General features: G+C 73.9%; 16 protein-coding genes and 1 pseudogene. 7 read left to right on the top strand and 10 right to left on the bottom strand.

Annotated features, from left to right (window positions below):
• Nucleotides 1-2: 2 nt before the first annotated feature.
• Together ABEA81_RS04625 and ABEA81_RS04620 are read left to right on the top strand one after the other, a co-directional pair.
• Complete coding sequence (locus tag ABEA81_RS04625) at nucleotides 3-1,022, top strand: Lrp/AsnC family transcriptional regulator (protein WP_345603498.1); 1,020 nt, start codon at nucleotides 3-5, stop codon at nucleotides 1,020-1,022.
• A gap of 12 nt (nucleotides 1,023-1,034) precedes the next feature.
• Nucleotides 1,035-1,958, top strand: coding sequence for an ornithine cyclodeaminase family protein (locus tag ABEA81_RS04620; RefSeq protein ID WP_345603497.1), 924 nt, complete (start codon nucleotides 1,035-1,037; stop codon nucleotides 1,956-1,958).
• Nucleotides 1,959-1,994: 36 nt separating this feature from the next.
• Here the strand turns inward: ABEA81_RS04620 and ABEA81_RS04615 are convergent, their stop codons facing one another.
• From ABEA81_RS04615 to ABEA81_RS04600, 4 genes are all read right to left on the bottom strand, one after another.
• Nucleotides 1,995-3,446: a carboxyl transferase domain-containing protein gene (locus tag ABEA81_RS04615; RefSeq protein ID WP_345603496.1), complete on the bottom strand. Its 1,452-nt coding sequence runs from the start codon at nucleotides 3,444-3,446 to the stop codon at nucleotides 1,995-1,997.
• A complete protein-coding gene (locus ABEA81_RS04610; protein WP_345603495.1) occupies nucleotides 3,446-3,631 on the bottom strand; it encodes a hypothetical protein in 186 nt (61 codons plus the stop codon). The genes ABEA81_RS04615 and ABEA81_RS04610 overlap by 1 nt, the downstream gene beginning before the upstream one ends.
• Nucleotides 3,632-4,052: 421 nt before the next feature.
• A complete protein-coding gene (locus tag ABEA81_RS04605) occupies nucleotides 4,053-4,253 on the bottom strand; it encodes a hypothetical protein (protein ID WP_345603494.1) in 201 nt (66 codons plus the stop codon).
• A 393-nt stretch (nucleotides 4,254-4,646) separates the two neighbouring features.
• Nucleotides 4,647-7,406, bottom strand: a complete 2,760-nt coding sequence (locus tag ABEA81_RS04600) for a LuxR C-terminal-related transcriptional regulator (protein ID WP_345603493.1) — start codon at nucleotides 7,404-7,406, stop codon at nucleotides 4,647-4,649.
• A gap of 288 nt (nucleotides 7,407-7,694) precedes the next feature.
• On the opposite strand from ABEA81_RS04600, the gene ABEA81_RS04595 reads away from it, so the two are divergent.
• Nucleotides 7,695-8,159, top strand: coding sequence for a hypothetical protein (locus ABEA81_RS04595; protein WP_345603492.1), 465 nt, complete (start codon nucleotides 7,695-7,697; stop codon nucleotides 8,157-8,159).
• On the opposite strand, the gene ABEA81_RS04590 is transcribed toward ABEA81_RS04595, so the two are convergent.
• The 3 genes from ABEA81_RS04590 to ABEA81_RS04580 all read right to left on the bottom strand — a co-directional run bounded on the left by ABEA81_RS04590 (nucleotide 8,078) and on the right by ABEA81_RS04580 (nucleotide 12,013).
• Nucleotides 8,078-10,609, bottom strand: coding sequence for a LuxR C-terminal-related transcriptional regulator (locus ABEA81_RS04590; protein ID WP_345603720.1), 2,532 nt, complete (start codon nucleotides 10,607-10,609; stop codon nucleotides 8,078-8,080). The genes ABEA81_RS04595 and ABEA81_RS04590 overlap by 82 nt on opposite strands.
• A 187-nt stretch (nucleotides 10,610-10,796) precedes the next feature.
• On the bottom strand, nucleotides 10,797-11,441 hold the full coding sequence (locus ABEA81_RS04585) for an HdeD family acid-resistance protein (RefSeq protein WP_345603491.1): 645 nt from the start codon (nucleotides 11,439-11,441) through the stop codon (nucleotides 10,797-10,799).
• A gap of 89 nt (nucleotides 11,442-11,530) precedes the next feature.
• Nucleotides 11,531-12,013, bottom strand: a complete 483-nt coding sequence (locus tag ABEA81_RS04580; RefSeq protein WP_345603490.1) for a DUF6069 family protein — start codon at nucleotides 12,011-12,013, stop codon at nucleotides 11,531-11,533.
• Between the two features lie 190 nt (nucleotides 12,014-12,203).
• On the opposite strand from ABEA81_RS04580, the gene ABEA81_RS04575 reads away from it, so the two are divergent.
• The 4 genes and pseudogenes from ABEA81_RS04575 to ABEA81_RS04560 all read left to right on the top strand — a co-directional run.
• The gene (locus ABEA81_RS04575; RefSeq protein WP_345603489.1) at nucleotides 12,204-12,356 is read left to right on the top strand and encodes a hypothetical protein; all 153 of its coding nucleotides are present in this window, start codon (nucleotides 12,204-12,206) and stop codon (nucleotides 12,354-12,356) included.
• 14 nt (nucleotides 12,357-12,370) lie between these two features.
• Nucleotides 12,371-12,577, top strand: a complete 207-nt coding sequence (locus ABEA81_RS04570; protein WP_345603487.1) for a hypothetical protein — start codon at nucleotides 12,371-12,373, stop codon at nucleotides 12,575-12,577.
• Nucleotides 12,578-12,721: 144 nt separating this feature from the next.
• Nucleotides 12,722-12,997 carry a DUF3040 domain-containing protein gene (locus ABEA81_RS04565; protein WP_345603486.1) on the top strand — a complete coding sequence of 92 codons (276 nt, stop codon included), beginning with the start codon at nucleotides 12,722-12,724 and terminating at the stop codon, nucleotides 12,995-12,997.
• 93 nt (nucleotides 12,998-13,090) lie between these two features.
• Nucleotides 13,091-13,291, top strand: a pseudogene (locus ABEA81_RS04560) (zinc-binding dehydrogenase); the annotation flags it as partial.
• On the opposite strand, the gene ABEA81_RS04555 reads toward ABEA81_RS04560, so the two are convergent.
• The 3 genes from ABEA81_RS04555 to ABEA81_RS04545 all read right to left on the bottom strand — a co-directional run bounded on the left by ABEA81_RS04555 (nucleotide 13,264) and on the right by ABEA81_RS04545 (nucleotide 16,048).
• On the bottom strand, nucleotides 13,264-13,479 hold the full coding sequence (locus ABEA81_RS04555; protein WP_345603485.1) for a helix-turn-helix domain-containing protein: 216 nt from the start codon (nucleotides 13,477-13,479) through the stop codon (nucleotides 13,264-13,266). The pseudogene ABEA81_RS04560 and the gene ABEA81_RS04555 sit on opposite strands and share 28 nt — an antisense overlap.
• A 99-nt stretch (nucleotides 13,480-13,578) precedes the next feature.
• Nucleotides 13,579-14,604 (bottom strand): aldo/keto reductase, encoded by a 1,026-nt coding sequence (locus tag ABEA81_RS04550; RefSeq protein WP_345603484.1) that lies wholly within the window; start codon nucleotides 14,602-14,604, stop codon nucleotides 13,579-13,581.
• Between the two features lie 118 nt (nucleotides 14,605-14,722).
• Nucleotides 14,723-16,048 (bottom strand): EamA family transporter, encoded by a 1,326-nt coding sequence (locus ABEA81_RS04545; RefSeq protein ID WP_345603483.1) that lies wholly within the window; start codon nucleotides 16,046-16,048, stop codon nucleotides 14,723-14,725.
• Nucleotides 16,049-16,050: the final 2 nt, after the last annotated feature.

Genomic DNA, 16,050 nt, shown 5'->3' with positions numbered 1-16,050 from the left:
ACATGGACGAGCTCGACCGGCGCGTGATCGCCGCCCTGATCGCTCATCCGCGGGCGAGCTGGCCCGCGGTGGCCCGCGCCGTGCAGGCCTCGGAGGCCACGGTCTCGCGGCGAGCCGCCCGGATACTCGGCACGGAGCTCGTGCACGTCGCCGCCACCCTGGACGTGCTGGCCACCGGCCGCGGCGTGCCGGTGTTCGTGCGCGTGCGCTGCGAGCCCGCCAAGGCGGTCGGGGTGGCCAACGCGCTCACCGGGTGGCCGAGCGTGCGGTTCGTCTCCCTGGTCTCCGGTGCGGCCGACTGCCTGCTGGAGATCGTCGCCGCCGACCGCAACGACCTGCTGGAGCTGACCCTGCTGCGGCTCCCCGAGCTGGACGGGGTGATCGGCAGCAGCTCCGAGGTGGTGCTGCGCCGCTTCACCACCGGCGTCGGCTGGACGCCGGGCTTCCTCGCGCCCGAGGCGGTGGCCGCGCTGCGCGCCGAGCGGATCGACCGCTGGGACCGCGCGCAACCCACGGAGCTGGCCCCTCCGCTCACTGACGTGGACGAGGTGCTGGTGGCCGCGCTGGCCGAGGACGGCCGCATACGCTGGCGGGAGCTCGCCGGCCGCGCCGGGATCATGGAGAGCACCGCGCGGCGCAGGGTGGAGAACCTGTGCCGCAGCGGCGCGATCCGGTTCCGCACGATCGTCGAGCCCGAGACGCTGGGCCTGCCCGTCACGGCGTTCCTCTGGCTCCGCGTCGACCCGCGGCGGGTCGACGCAGTGGCCGAGGAGCTGATCCGCCACCCCGAGGTGATGCTGCTCTGCGCGACGGCGGGTGAGCACACCATGTGCGGGGAGGTGGCGGTGGCGGAGTACCGCGACCTGCACCGCTTCCTGACCGGCACGCTCGGGGGCATCGCCGGCATCCGGGACGTCGACGTGACGCTGGGGCTGCGCACGCTCAAGCGAGCCTCGATCGTGCGTCCCTGGTACCCGGGCGCGGTGGAGCCCGGAACGTCCGAGATCGTGGATCACGTGTGACATGCTGACGCGGTGACCGAGGGACCGGCGGGCCCCCGCGTGTACTCGGCCGGGGAGCTCCGGGACCGGGTGTCGCCCCGGCGGGCGCGGCAGCTGGTCGAGGCGGCGCTCGCAGCGGGCTTCGACCCCGCGGCCGACCCGGCGCGGGTCAACACGCCGGCGGGTGCCGGTCACCTGCTGCTGATGCCGTCGGGGCTGGGTGACTGGGTCGGGGTGAAGGTCGCCTCCGTGGCGCCGGACAACCCGCGTCGCGGGCTGCCCCGCATCCAGGCCGTCTACGTGCTGATGGACGCGCAGACGCTGACCCCGCGCGCGGTCGTGGACGGCGTCGGCCTCACCTCGCTGCGCACTCCGGCGGTCTCCGCGGTGGCGGCAGATCGCCTGGCCCCGCCGGAAGCCGCCGAGCTGCTGGTGTTCGGCAGCGGGCCGCAGGCGGTCGAGCACGTGGTCGCGCTCGCCGACGTCCGCCGCTTCGCGCACGTGCGGATCGTGGGACGGTCGGCCGGGAAGGTGGCCGCCGCGGTGGCGGAGCTGACCGAGCGCGGCGTGGCGGCCGAGACGGGCGCGGTCGCGGACGTGGCGCGCGCCGACGTCGTGGTGTGCGCGACGTCGGCGGCCGACCCGCTCTTCGACGGCGGGCTGGTCCGCGACGGCGCCTGCGTGGTCGCGGTCGGCTCGCACGAACCGGACCGCAGGGAGCTGGACGCCGGCCTGCTGGGCCGCTCGCTCGTGGTGGTCGAGGATCCGGATGCGGCGCTGCGGGAGGCGGGCGACGTCGTGCAGGCGGTGGCCGCGGGCCGGCTCGAGCCGCACGCGCTGGTCGGGCTCGCCGCGCTGGTCCGGGGCGAGGTCACCCGGTGCGAGGACCGGCCGAACGTCTTCAAGAGCGTCGGCATGTCCTGGGAGGACCTGGCGGTGGCCGCGGGCGTGGTCTGATCCGTCGTGTGACCGGCTCCCCGGCCGGCGACCGCCTCAGGCCCGTCCCGTTCTCGTCACGTCCCGGATCGCGGCGACGCAGGCCGCGAGCACGGTGCGCACGAATGCCCGGGGGTCCTCGTGGGCCGCGGGCCGTTCCGGCACCAGTACGTGCACGATGCCCGCGTCGAGCAGGTCGAACGCGCTCACCTTCTGCCGCTCCGCCATGAGCGACGCGTGGGCGGTGTCGTGGTGGACGATCGCGCTCGCGCCCTCCGGGGGCAGCGGGGACAGCCACGCGTGCTCAGCGGCGATCACCCGGTCGGCCGGCAGCAGGGCCAGCGCGGCTCCCCCGCTGCCCTGCCCGAGCAGCACCGACACCGAGGGCACCGACAGGCTGGACATGTCGGCGAGGCAGCGCGCGATCTCCCCGGCGAGCGCGCCCTCCTCGGCCTGCGGGGAGAGCGCGGCACCCGGCGTGTCGATCACGGCGACGAGCGGGAGGCGCAGTTCCTCCGCCAGCCGCATGCCCCGGCGCGCCTCCCGGAGCGCGGTCGGTCCCAGCGGCCGGTCCGGCGTCTGGTGGCGGCGGTCCTGTCCCACCAGCACGCAGGGCACGCCGTCGAACGCGGTGAGCGCGAGCAGCAGCCCGGCGTCGCGCTGACCGTCGCCGGTACCGCTGAGCGGGATGACGTCGTCGGCGCCGAGCCGCAGCAGGTCCCGGACGCCAGGGCGGTCCGGGCGGCGGGTGAGCAGCACGGACTCCCAGGTCGACGTCGTCCGCGTCGCAGGAGGAGCAGGAGGAGCGGGTTCGACCGCGGCGCCCGACGCGGTGTGGGGCGTGAGGAGCCGCAGCACGCGACGCGCGACACCGGCCAGCTCATCGGGGGCCACGACGCCGTCGATGACGCCCTTCCTGACGAGGTTCTCGGCGACCTGGACCCCGCTCGGGAACGGCGCACCGGTGACCGCCTCGACGATGCGCGGGCCGAGGAAGCCGATGAGCGCGCCGGGCTCGGCGACCGTCACGTGCCCCAGCGACCCCCATGACGCGAAGACCCCGCCCGTCGTCGGGTTGCGCAGGTAGACGAGGTAGGGCAGGCCCGCGGCCCGGTGCGCCACGATGGCCTTCGAGATCGAGATCATCTCGACGAACGCGGGCGTGCCCTCCTGCATGCGGGTGCCACCGGAGCACGTGGCGACGAGCAGGGGGAGGCGTTCCCGGGTGGCCCGGTGGACCGCCGTGACGATCCGGTGGGCGGTGGCCCGGCCGATCGAACCGGCGAGGAACGCGAACTCGCTGGCGATCACCGCGACGGCGGTGCCGTCGATCGTGCCTGCGCCGGTCACGACGGCCTCGTCGGTGCCCGCCCGTTCCCGTGCCGCCACGAGCTGCGCCGCGTACTCCGGGTCGAGGCCGGCGAGGTCGACGGGTGTGTCCCAGCTGACGAAGGTGCCGCCGAGGACGAGCTCGATCAGGTCGCGGGCGCGCAGGCTGCTGCGGATCATCACCGCGCCGTTCCCGGGAGCTGCACGCGACCCAGTGTCGCGTGGTCGACGTCGATGAGCAGCCCCTGGCTGCGGGCGATGCCGAAGGCGACCATCGGGCCGGTACTGCCGGTCTCCTCGTCACCGAGGACGAGCAGACCGATGTCGACCAGGAAGTCGACCAGGAAGTGGAATCCGCCTGCCACACCCCTCCACCGGATCTCCTCGGCGCGATCCGGTCGGTCGCCGACGGGAAACCGGTGCTCTCACCGGCCGCCACCTCACGGGTGATCGCCGCGGCCACCGGTCCCCACCCGTCCGACACGCGCAGGACGGCGCGCGAATCGGCGCGCCGCAAGCTCGCCCTCCTCACTCAACGTGAACTCGACACGGCGAACGCCATAGCGGAAGGCATGTCGAACGCCGAGATCGCCTGGCACCTCCACGTCGGCGTCGCGACGGTCAAAAGCACAGGCCGGCAACGTGTTCGCGAAGCTCGCGGTCGACAACCGGGTTCAGATCGCCATCCTCGTCCGCGATGCCGACGGCTGAATCCGCGGCCGAGGAGGGCACCCCATGAGACCCCAGCCCCGACCGGGCGAGGTGGCCACGTCGTCTCCTTCGGTGTCAGTCGGGCAGCCGGTGCATGTCGACGACCTCGAGCCCGAGATCGCCGAATCTCGCGAGCAGCCCGTCGAGGTGGGCCCGGTCGGTCACCGGCCCGTACAAGGTCGTGCCCTTGCCCGACGCGCGGGCGACCTGCAGCTCGGGAAATGCGGCGATCGCGGCCTCGGGCAGTCGCACCGCCACGGTGAACTCGTAGCGCATCCGAACCTCCCGTCGGACGTCGGACGTTCCGCACCACGAGGTTGGGCGACGAGCGGGTGGTCGCGCGTCACCCGTCGCGGATGACGCCGCGCTCGTCACTGCCGCGGGACCGGGAGGTCGCGGGAACCGCCATCGACGTACAGCCTGGTGGTGCCGATCGACTCCTCGTTCGGGCCGGGACCGAGCCGCGCACGTCGAGGTCGATGGTGCCCGTGAAGTCCGAGTCGAATCCCGCCACCCCTACCTCCGGTGCGTCCGCTCGCCCGGGAAGATCCGGGCAGATCCGCAGGTCGGTGAAACCCGGCGGACCGCTCCCGCCCATCACTCACAGGGGATGAGTCGGTCGGTGCCCGCGCGGGCGGCGCGCGGTAGGTCCCGGTTCTTCGGCGTGCTCTACAGCAGGCAGAGCCGGCGTCCCGCGGCGACGGCCTCGCGCCGGTTGGGTGCGCCGAGCTTGCGGTAGAGCGACCGGAGATGGGTCTTGACGGTGTTCACGCTGACCGTGTGCCGGACCGCGATCTCCTCCGCGGTCAGCATCGAGGGCAGGTCGCGCAGCAGCTCCATCTCGCGGGCGGTGAGCGGCACCGCGAGTGCGACGGATCGATGGCCGGACTCCCCGGCCACGGCCGTGCCGCCGACGGAGGCGTCCTGCCATTCCTGGGCCGCCGTCCACGCGCCGAGCAGGTCGCTCAGGAAGGGTTCCAGCCACCCGGCGCGTCCGACCGTCGCGGTCAGCAGCTCACGCACCGGTTCGCCGAGGTCGTAGAACGGCCGCATCACCCGGTTGTGCACGCCGATCTCGAGGGCGCGCAGGACGGCCCGGTGCGCGGCCTCGGGCATCTCGGCGTGGGCGGTGGCGAGCGCCTCGACCAGCCACGCCGTCATCTCGGTGGTCACGACGGTCACGGGGCGCTCGCCGGACAGGACGGGGGCGATCGCGGCTCTCACCTGCTCGTGGCGGTGCCGGTCGAGCGCGACGAGCGCGCGCAGCACGTTCGTCTCACCGGTCTCGGGCAGCAGCTCGTCCACCCGCGCGACCACGGCCACGGCCTGTCCCCGCTCACCGAGCGCGAGGCTCATCCGCAGCTCGGCGAGCTCGGCGTACGCGATCAGTGCCGGTGACGGGTTGCTGTCCGGGATGTGGTGCCACAGCCATCGCATCCGCTGCAGGGCCTCATGACGCTGCGGGTATCGGTCGAACGCGATGACCGCCTCCCCGGACCGGGCCGCGCCCTCGACCTCGGGCTCGACGGTCGCACCACTCTGGAGCACGGCCACCGAGACCGAGGCCCGGCGCGTCGCCTCCTCCATGTCCAGCATCAGATGCGCGCACCAGGCGGCGATCAGGTGGGAGTACGCCAGCCGAGGCGACGACGCCCACCCGCGCTCGGCGGCGAAGGCGATCGCCTCCTCCGCCCACCGGCGGGACTCGTCGACCATGCACCGGCCCGTCGCCGCCCCGGCGAGCTGGTTCAGGCAGTCCAGCGTGAGGTGGTCGTAGCCGTGGCGGCGGCTCAGCTCGAGCGCGGCCAGCAGGTCCGCGTGGGCCCGCTCGTAGTCCCCGGCGGGGATCCGCACCGTGCCCCGGTTGGCGAGCAACAGCAGCTCGAGCTCCGCGTCGTCGGGACCGGCCGCCTCGACGGCCGGCGGAGGATCCGTGTCGAAGACATCGTCGATCATGGTCCCGAGCACGGTGTCGAGCACGGTGGGGTCGGCGCGCAGGCGGGCACGGTAGAGCAGCGCCACATCCCGGAGCCTGCGGACCCGGTGGCTCCCGCGGGTGTGGACGACCGCCGGCACCCGCGCGAGCATCTCCTCGCCGCCGACCAGGTCACCGGCCTCCAATGCAGCGGTCGCCACGAGGAGCCCCACCTCGGGGGTGTCGAGCACCTCGGGTGAGCAGCCGGCCAGTGTGCCGCGCAGGCGGCGCCCACCACCGGACAACAGCAGCCGAAGCCCGTAGCGCGAGAGGAGGACACGCACCATCGTGTCCTCGCCCGCCGCCACGGCGTGCTCGAGGGCGGGCTCGGCCTGGCCCGCCTCGGCGTACCACTCCGCGGCCTGCCGGTGACGCGCACGCGCCGCCGCCTGGCCCCGTCGGCGCAGCTCCCCGAGCAGGTAGGTGCGCAGCAGGGCGTGATAGCGGTACCACTGGCCCACCCGGCCGAGGCGGTGCACCAGCGCGTTCGCCTGCTCCAGCCGCTCCAGCAGCGCGCCCGCGTCCTCCCGCCGGGACAGGACCGCCGCGAGGTCGGCGGTCAGGTCCTCGGCGACGCACGTGTCGAGCAGGAACTGCTGCACGTCCTCGGGTTGCCGGTCCAGGATCTCCGCGACGAGGTACACGGCCACCGCGCGGTCGTCGCCCGCGAAGTTGGCGACGAACCGCGACGGTTCACCCTCCTCCGCGAGCGCCAGTGACGCCAGGCGCACCGCCGCCGGCCAGCCCTCGGTGCGTTGCCACAGCAGCGTGAGATCGTCCTCGCCGAGATCGACGCCCTGCGCCGACAGCACCGCACCGGTCTCGGCGCGGGTGAACGCCAGCTCGTCGGCGCGGATCTGCCGCAGCCGGTCCTCGAGCTGCAGCCGGTGCAGGGGGATGCCGGGGTCGCGCCGGCTCCCGATCATCAGCCGGAGCTGGTCCGGCAGGTTCCGCAGCAGGTCCGACAGGCCGCTCAACGTCCGGGCATCGGTCAGCTCGTGCACGTCGTCGAGCACGAGGGTGATCGGGGTGCCGTCGGCGTCGATCGCTTCGACGAACTCGGCCAGGAACGCCGGATCCATCGTTCGCGGGGGCTCCAGCGCGGCGAACGGGTCCTGCGCGGTGGCCGGGTGTGGTGCGGCGCCCGAAAGGGCGGCGAGGATCGCGTTCCACAGCAGAACGGGATCCGCATCGTGGCGATCGCAGGTCACCCAGCCGACCGGATGCCCTCCGTCCCGCAGCGCACGCGCGTAGGCGGCGAGCAGGGTCGTCTTGCCGTAGCCCGCTGGCGCGCACACCTCGACGACGACACCCGGCTCGCCGGGTTCGTTCGGATCACCCCCGCCGCCCACCGCGGCGAGCAGTCGGGCCCTGTCGAGGACGGTCGTCGAGACCCGTGGAAGCTGGATCTTCGGCTGTGGCACCAGCCGCCTTCCCGATCCGGTCGCCGTCACCCACCCACCGTGGCGGCCCGTGTGACCTGCGTCATCGTCCGCTGCGGGTGAAGTGTCAGTAATGCTGACCGGCCGAGCCAGGGCCTTTCGACCCGCTCCACGTGCGGGTTCCCGCGTCATCCGCGGCGGATGAGGACGAACCAGGAGCTCGGCGCCCGTGCTCGTCGAGGCCACCCGACCGGTGGGTCCGAGGAGGAGAACCGACATGGACGGCAGCGGGCTGGGCGTCCTGGTCATCGGCCTCGTGCTGTGCTTCCTCGGGGTCCGATCGCTGCACCTCGCGGTGGCGTGCTGGTCGTCGTCCTGTTCCGCACGGCGCTTTTCTTCGTCGGCGCGATCTGCGGGGCCGTGATCGGCGCGAAGCTGTTCGGGTTGCTCCAACAGGACGGGAACGTCGTCCTCTCCGTGCTGTTCGTGGCCGCATCGGGGTTCATCATCGGGTTCGCCGTCCAGCGCTTCCGGCACGGGCTGTTGTCCCTCGCCTGTGCGCTCGGCGGTGCCGGCCTGGTGCTGAGCGGCCTGGCGCGGACCTTTCCCGGGGCACTGGGATTCCTCCGGTACCCGCAGACGCCCTGGCACGCGCTCATCACCACGGTCTGCTGGCTCGCACTCGCCGGGGCCGGTTGGGCCGTCCAGCGGCGGATGGTGCGCGACCGGCAGGCGGCCCCGGGTCAGGCGTCGCTCGAGAGGATGCCGTGCAGGCGGGCGCTGGCCACGGCGTCGCGCCGGCTGCTGACGCCGAACTTGCTGTAGATCGCGCGAACATGGGTCTTGACCGTGCTGTGCGAGACGGTGAGGTCGACGGCGATCTCCTCGAACGACCGCTGCGTGGGCAGCAGGCTCAGCACCGCCCGCTCACGATCCGTGAGCGGCACGGGTTGCGCACCGAGCGTGCGCCGCGCCGCGAGCACCCGGGCCGTGGTCGGCTCCTCGGCACCGAAGCTCCCCACGTGGCGGGTCAGCAGGTCGATGACCTCCGGGGGGCTCGACGCCAGCGGTCGCAGGACGTCCATCGCCGCAGTCAGCGACAGGGCGTCGTCCAGCGCCCGGCGCGCCTCCGGGCGGCGTTCGAGACGGAGCGCGAGCTGGCACTCCAGCACCCGCGCCTCGACCTGGATCCACGGCAGCACGAACGGCACCGAGCCGTCGAGCAGGGGCGCCAGCGTCTCGCTCGCCGCGCGGTAGCGGCCGATCGCCGCCTGGTGCCGGGCTCGCAGGTACCCCACCTCTCCGGATCCGCGGAGGCCGTTCTCGGCCCGGCTCAGCGCGGCGCGCGCGAGGTCGGTGCGCCCGAGGAGCGTGGTGGCGCGGTGGACGAGCACGGCGACGGTCGCGGTGACCTCGGGCGAACCGGGACGTCCCGCGGCGACGAGCTGTGCATCGCGGAGCCCGTCCAGCCCCTCGCCCGTGCGGCCCAGGTCGAACAGGGCGGCCCCGCGCAGGGCGGTGCGCAGCACGAGCAGGTCGTCGGAGTACTCCGGCAGCGACCGCTCCGGGCCGGTCTCGTCGGCCGCCACCAGATCGAGGCACTCGGCGGGGTCCGCACGCAGGAGCGCTCCGTACGCCCGCATCGTCGACGACCACCCCGCACCGATCGTCGCCGGCCACGCCGGGTTGCCCGGCTCCGCGTCCGCGGCCTCGGCGAGCTCCGTCATCCGCCGGTAGTCGCCCTCCATCCCGGCGATCACGGCGAGCAGCGTGAGCCCGAGCGCGGCGAGATAGCCGTGGTGCTGCTGGCGGGCCCGTCCGAGCGCGGACCCGACGATGTCGCGGGCCTCGTCGGGGCGCCCCTCGCCGAGGCTCCCGATGCCCCGGTGCAGCATCGCCATCGGCCCGAGCCCCAGCTCCTCCGCCGCCTGGGACCCGGTCTCGCCCGGCGTGTCATCCGGATCGCCCGCGACGATGACCCGCCGCGACCGGACGAGCCCGCGGAGCGCGACCAGCTCGGGTGCCGGGTCGGACGGCCACGCGGCGACGGCCCGGGCGATGTGGGCGTCGGCCTGGGCGAGCGCTCCGCCCTCCGTGGCGACGAGCGCCGCGACCAGTGCGAGCCACGGATCTCCGCGGAACGGAGCGCCCAGCCAGTCGAGCGCGGTACGCACCAACTCGTGCTCGCCGGCCGCGATGAGGGTCGTCGCGTGCTCGCGCAGCAGTCGCACGACCCGGTCCGGAGCCCCGCCCCGGCGGGCGTAGGTGAGGGCCGCCGCGGGCTGCCCCTCGGCAGCAAACCAGTCCGCGGCCCGTCCGTAGAGCCGGACCATCGCGTCCGGGCGCTGCCGCCGCAGATCGGCGCGCAGGTGCGAGCGCAGCAGGCGATGCAGCCGGTACCAGGTGCGCCCCTCCCCCATGCTGAGCACGAGCCCCGTCTCCCGCTCCAGGGAGTCGAGCACCTCGCCGGCGTCCGCCCGGCCCGACAGCGCCACGGCGAGCGGGGCGGAGAGCTCGCTGCAGATGCTCACCGCGCCCAGGAGCTCACGGGTGCCCACGGGGAGCCGCGAGAGGATCTCACCCACCAGGTAGTCGGAGACCGCTCGGCCGTTGCCGACCAGGTCGGTCAGGAACCGGTCCGGGTCGGCGACCTCCCGCAGCGAGAGCGCCGCCAGCCGCAGCCCGGCAGCCCAGCCCTCGGTCTGCTCGACCAGCAGCCGCAACTGGTCCGGGCTGACCGGGGTGTCCGCCGCGACCAGCATCTCGGCCGCCTCGGGCACCGAGAAGCGCAGCAGGTCGGCCCGGATCTCGCGGAGCTGACCCGCCAACCGCATCCGGCCCAACGGCACCGGTGGCTCGGCGCGGCCGGACAGGACGAGGTGCAGCGCGGCCGGACGGTCGCGCACGAGCGCGGCCAGCCCGTGCAGCGGGTCGGGCGCGGTCAGCTCGTGGATGTCGTCCAGGACGAGCCGGACCGGACCCGGCAGGGCGGCGATCGCGTCCACGACCGCAGCCAGGAACACCGGGTCCCGGCTGGGACGTCCGGGAACGATGAGGGCGTGCAGGGGGTTGCCGGCCGGAACCGCAGCGCACGAGCCCAGGGACGCGAGCACCGCGGACCAGAACCGACGGTCGTCCGAGTCGTCGTCGTCGAGGGACACCCAGGCCGTCTGCTCCGGACGCCGGGCCGCCCACTCCGCCAGCAGCAGCGTCTTGCCGTACCCGGCGGGTGCGGTCACCACCGTGACCTGGCCCGCGGCGGCCTCGTCCAGCACCGCCAGCAACCGCGCCCGGGGTACGTGCCGACGAGACAGCTGCGGAACGGCCGTCTTCGCCAGAGGTACCCCCGGACGACGCCCTGTGTACGCCCGCCCACCTGCGGCGCTCACTGTCCGCACGGTACCCGACAGGACCCGCAGGGCAACCGCCGTCAGCCAGTCGTGGACGGACCCGAACAGCTGGTCACAGCCCTGTACGGCCCTTCTCACCCCCGGCCTCGACCCCCGCCCGGGCCCGCTGCTGCCGGCTCGGGCGCGGGGTGCCGGCGCGTCGCGTCGCGATGCCCTGGACGACGAGTGGGACGCCGACGACCACGAGCACGATGCCGAACAACCAGGTGAGCACGACGAGGCTCGTGCCCGGGTAGACGAGCACGACGGCGCCACCGAGCACCGACAGAACCCCGGAGGCGATCGCCCAGCCGCGCCCGGGTCCCTGGTCGGAGCCGAGTGCGTCCACCACACCTGCAATGCCCTGCAGGACCCACAACGCCCCGATCACCAGCCCGAGCACCAGGGCGGTCTGCAGCGTCGCACGCAGGCACAGCAGCCCGACGAGGATGGACAACGCCCCGAGCAACACGGACAGCATGCGCCCACCGGGTCCACGGCCCGCCGAGAACGCCGACACCAGCTGCAGGACGCCGGCAACGATCAGCTGCACGGCGAACAGCCACGCGATGACCACGATCGTGGCGCCCGGCCACCCGAGCACGAGCACACCGATGAGGATGCTCAGCGCGCCGGCGCCGATCACCAGGCCGGGCGAGTCCGCGATCCGCGCGACGCCGCGCACCGCCGCTGTCTGGTCAGCCGCGCCTGCGCTCATGGCTCCTCCTGGCCGTCGTCGCACCGAGCATCCGCGGGAGCCGCGGGCGCCGCATCGCCCGAACCGGATGACGCGGCACCGGCCGGCGATCACCGCGGGGCGCGGGTCACGCCGGCGCCCGCCGCCCCACGCGCCCCGCGTCGTCCTCGCCAGGAGGGACGAGACGAGGCTGAGGATGCACAACCCGATGACGAGGTCGACGATGGCGGTCGCGACTCGCCCGGCGATCGGATCCCCCTGGTCAGCGGCAGGACGACCGCCACCACGGTCGCGAGCCCGACGATCCGGGCGAAGAACGAGCGTGGGCGCGGTGCCGTCACGGCCAGCAGGTGCGCGAGTCCCGTGGGGGCCAGCGCCAGCACGGCCCCGGTGATCGCGTAGCTCACCGCGAACGAGCCGCCGACCGGCAGCAGCGGTGGCTCGGTCATGTCCAGGTCCAGCGCACCGTCGCCGATCAGCACGCCGACCAGTGCGACAAGCGCCACGACCACCGCGGTCGCCGCCCCGCCCGACCAGAGCCGTCCGGAGTCGACGACGAGTCGCGGCTCGGATCTCCGCTCCGCCGGATTCATCGTCGGGCCTCCTCGTCCAAGACCTCGACGCTCGGGATGCGGCCCCGCTCGAGCCTCGCCCGCCGCGGGCGTGCGGCGAGGACCGCCGGCCCGACGCCCCTGCGGGGGGACTCACCCGTGCCGGATGACGAAGACGCGGGTTCCGGTGCGCGACGGTGTCGTACGTCGAACGGCGAAGGGGGAGAACACCGTGACCACAGGGCTTCTCCTGATCGGTCTACTCCTGCCAGTTCTCCTCGTCGCGGCCGTGGTCGGGCCGGGACGGATCGAGGAGGACCTGAACGAGGTCGCCCCGCGCCGGCACCCGCACCGGCCGGCTCGCGAGGAGCGCGAGGAGAGCTGAACGAGGAGGCCGCGATGGGACCGGAGAACCCGAGGCCGGAGACGTTCGCGTTCACCCAAGCGGTGGTGCGGGCGGGCTGGTCGATGCGGCTGCACGCCCTGCTCGGGGAAGAGGTGGCGCGTGCCGTCAGCGCCGACATCCTCACCCTCCGGGAGGCCGAGGCCCTGCTCGACCGGCTGGCGGCGGTGATCGACGAGACCGTCGGTGCGGGCGAGGACTGACCGCGGATCGCATCCCGGACCCGGCCGGGACACGGCCCGCGGCGATCGCGTGCGGCACCGGTCCGCGCATCGTCCGAGGCGGGTGAGGACGACGTGGCAGGCGGGCGCCGACGCTGGCCCACATGGGCGGTGAGGAGGTGCGCAATGCCGGTCGGAGCAGGTGGTGAGGCGCTACGCCGGATCGAGGCGGCCCTGGTGGCGGACGACCCGAGGCTGGCCGAGGCGTTCCGCAAGTGGCACGAGCCACCGGGCAGGGACCCCGGCGACGAGGGGTTCACCTCCGTCGGCCGCTTCACGGGCCTCGTGCCGCTGCTCGGCCTCGCCGCAATGGTCCTCGGGCCGATCGCCACCGTCGCGGCGCTCCTGGTCTGGGCGGTGCTGTTCCTGTCGATCCGCCGGGCGAAGACGGATCCCGGTTAGCGATGCCGGTCGGCTACTCGTCCTCGTCCCGGCCCGACACCTTCCGGTCGACCGCCTGCTGCGCGGCACCGGCCCGATCCGGCGCCGCAACTACTGCCGGTACTTCACCGTCGTGGCCGGGGCGTCTCCGAACGCGGTGACGACGGCGTCGCGAGGATCAAGGAGCTCACCGGCGGTCTCGGCGCCCACTCCGTCGTCGAGGCGGTGGGCACCCAGGAGTCGATGATGCAGGCCATCCGGTCGACCCGCCCCGGAGGTCACGTCGGTTACGTCGGCGTCTCCCACGACGTCACGCTCGACGGCCTCGAGCTGTTCTTCTCCGGCGTCCACCTGCACGGCCGGGCCCGCACCGGTCCGCCCGGTTCCTGCCAGATCACGGAGATCACCATGTCCTGCTCGGACGGCCGGCGACGGTACAGCGCGCTCTTGTCGACCCCGGCCCGCTTGGCGACGGCCTCCGTCGAGAGCCGCCCGTAGCGCACGATCGCGCTCCTGCGGGTTCACGCAGCAGCGGTCGGGCACGCGATCGACCCACCGGTCTTCCACGCAAGCACGTTCCGGCGGCTGGCGCCGGGATCGGCTCAGAGCTCCCGCCCCCGTGCGCGCTGCTGTCGCCCGGGCAACCCGTACGGGTAGTCGCCGACGATCGGGTCGCTGGCCGCGTCCAGCAGCTGCGTCTCCTCGTCGGACAGGTGCAGGCCGGCCGCGGCCAGGTTGTCGTCGAGCTGCTCGACCGTGCGGGCCCCGAGGATCACCGATGTGACCGCCGGCCGGTCCGCGGCCCAGGCCAGTGCCACCTGCGCCATCGACACCCCCCGCGCCGCGGCGATCTTGCCGACCGCGTCGATGACCTGCCAGGTCCGCTCCTGCGCGTTGCGCGGCGCGTAGGCCTCCATGCCGCGCTCGGGGTCGTCGCCGAGCCGGCTGGCACCCGTCGGAACCTCGTCCCGGCGGTACTTGCCGGTCAGCCAGCCGCCGGCCAGCGGCGACCACGGCAGGATGCCGATGTTCTCGTGCTCGCAGACGTCGGTCAGCTCGAACTCGATCTCGCGGACCAGCAGGTTGTACTGCGGTTGCAGGGTGACGATCGGGGCGAGACCGAGGAAGTCGGTGAGCATCGCGGCCTTCTGCAGCTGCCAGCCCAGGAAGTTGCTCACGCCGGCGTAGCGGATCTTGCCGGCCCGCACGGCGTCGTCGAAGAAGCGCAGCGTCTCCTCCAGCGGTGTCAACGCGTCCCATGCGTGTGCCTGGTAGAGATCGACCGAGTCGACCTGCAGCCGCCGGAGGCTGGCCTCGAGCGCACGGGTGAGGCCCACCCGGCTGAGACCGACGTCGTTGGGCCCCTCCCCCATCGAGAAGCGGCCCTTCGTCGCGATGACCACCCGGTCACGGACGCCCGGCCGCTTCTCCAGCCAGCGCCCGATGATCTCCTCGGAGACACCGCGGGAGTAGACGTTGGCGGTGTCGACGAAGTTGCCTCCCCGTTCCAGGAACCGGTCCAGCTGGGCGTGCGACACCTCCTCGCTGCTCTCGTTGCCGAACGTCATCGTGCCCAGGCACAGGGACGACACGATCGTTCCGGTTCCGCCGAGCGTGCGATATTCCATTCCGCTGTCCTCCACGAGGGCGTCCGCAGGTCGCGATCTCACACCGCACATCCTGTCCCCCGTGGCCACCGGTGATCGGTGATCTCCGCCACCGACGTCCGGTCGTGGCGCGCCCTCCTCACCGCAACCGTCGTCCGCTGGTGGCACAGGCGATGCACGTCTCGGCCGCGGGCAACGCCTCCAGCCGCGCGTCGCCGATGTCGTCCCCGCAACGCACGCAGCATCCGTAGCTCCCCGTGCCCAGCCGGTTCACCGCGCGCTCCACGGCCGCGAGGTCCCGGCGAGCACCGGCAAGCAATCCCTGCAGCTGCGCGCGCTGCGACGCGATGGTGACGCCCTCGGGGTCGTGCTCGTCGTCGTGCGTGGTGAGGGCCTGCTCCTCGGCCAGGCCCGCGATCTGCCGCTCCAGCGCGGCGATCCGTCCCACGGTCTCCTCCCGCTCCGCAGTGAGCCGGGCGACGACGTCGGGTCCGTCCATGGAGGGGGAACGGGCCGGCGGGAGCGACGGTTCCGCCGGCGCGCGGCCGGCCAGTTGCACCGTCACCGCGCCGCTGAGCAGTACCACCACCCCGGCCAGCTGCGCCGGCGTGAGCGCCTGGCCGAGCAGCAGCCAGGCCAGCACGGCGGCGACCACCGGTTCCACCAAGGCCAGCACGCACGCCAGGGCCGAGGGCAGATCGCGCAGTGCCCGCAGCCCGACCAGGTAGGGCAGCGCGGTCCCGACCGCGGCCAGCGCCAGCACCACCAGCCACACCGGGGCCCGGATGCCGCCGAGCACCACGGGGGCGGTGAGCAGGCCCGCGGGCAGCGTCCACGGCGGGCTGACCGCGACCAGTACCACCGCGCCGATCGCCAGCCCGGCCGCGGTCAGCCCGAACGGGTCGTGCCTGCTCGCGCCGTGCTCGCCGAGCAGGAAGTAGCCGGCCGAGCAGATCGCGGCCAGCAGCCCCGCAGCGACGCCGAGCAGGTCGAGCCGGCCGCCGCGCCAGATCTCCGCCACCAGGGCCAGTCCGGCCACGGCCAGTCCGATACCGACCCACACCAGCCCGGGCAGCCGGGTGCGCCGCACCACCCGCACCCAGAGCGCCACCAGCGCGGGTGCGAGGTTGACCAGCACCATCGCCACCCCGACCGGCACCCGGGCGACGGCCAGGAAGAAGAACAGCTGCACACCGGCGACGCCGAGCAGGCCGTAGCCGAGGAGAAGCAACAGGTCGGCGCGCCCGAACCGAAGGGCCCGCGGGCGCAGCACCGCGACCACCGGAACCAGCAGCACCGCGGCGAGCGCGACGCGCATCGAGGTCACCGCGGCCGCGGACCAGCCCGTCGCCATCACCGCTTTGGCGAGCGGGCCCGAGCTCGCGAACAGCACCCACGACGTCAGGCTCAGCCCGGTCGCCCGGGCCCTGCCGGGCGCCCGCGTGAACTCCGCCTGCACCGCCACGC

Source organism: Pseudonocardia adelaidensis (assembly GCF_039543345.1).
Classification (GTDB): Bacteria; Actinomycetota; Actinomycetes; order Mycobacteriales; family Pseudonocardiaceae; genus Pseudonocardia; species Pseudonocardia adelaidensis.
This window is presented reverse-complemented; position numbering and strand designations above follow the sequence as displayed.

What these genes read in the sequence shown, in the direction of transcription:
- ABEA81_RS04625 (WP_345603498.1), top strand. Translation starts at nt 3, where the DNA reads ATGGACGAGCTCGACCGGCGCGTGATCGCCGCCCTGATCGCTCATCCG.
- ABEA81_RS04615 (WP_345603496.1), bottom strand. Translation starts at nt 3,446, where the DNA reads ATGATCCGCAGCAGCCTGCGCGCCCGCGACCTGATCGAGCTCGTCCTC.
- ABEA81_RS04605 (WP_345603494.1), bottom strand. Translation starts at nt 4,253, where the DNA reads ATGCGCTACGAGTTCACCGTGGCGGTGCGACTGCCCGAGGCCGCGATC.
- ABEA81_RS04585 (WP_345603491.1), bottom strand. Translation starts at nt 11,441, where the DNA reads ATGAGCGCAGGCGCGGCTGACCAGACAGCGGCGGTGCGCGGCGTCGCG.
- ABEA81_RS04580 (WP_345603490.1), bottom strand. Translation starts at nt 12,013, where the DNA reads ATGAATCCGGCGGAGCGGAGATCCGAGCCGCGACTCGTCGTCGACTCC.
- ABEA81_RS04570 (WP_345603487.1), top strand. Translation starts at nt 12,371, where the DNA reads ATGGGACCGGAGAACCCGAGGCCGGAGACGTTCGCGTTCACCCAAGCG.
- ABEA81_RS04565 (WP_345603486.1), top strand. Translation starts at nt 12,722, where the DNA reads ATGCCGGTCGGAGCAGGTGGTGAGGCGCTACGCCGGATCGAGGCGGCC.
- ABEA81_RS04550 (WP_345603484.1), bottom strand. Translation starts at nt 14,604, where the DNA reads ATGGAATATCGCACGCTCGGCGGAACCGGAACGATCGTGTCGTCCCTG.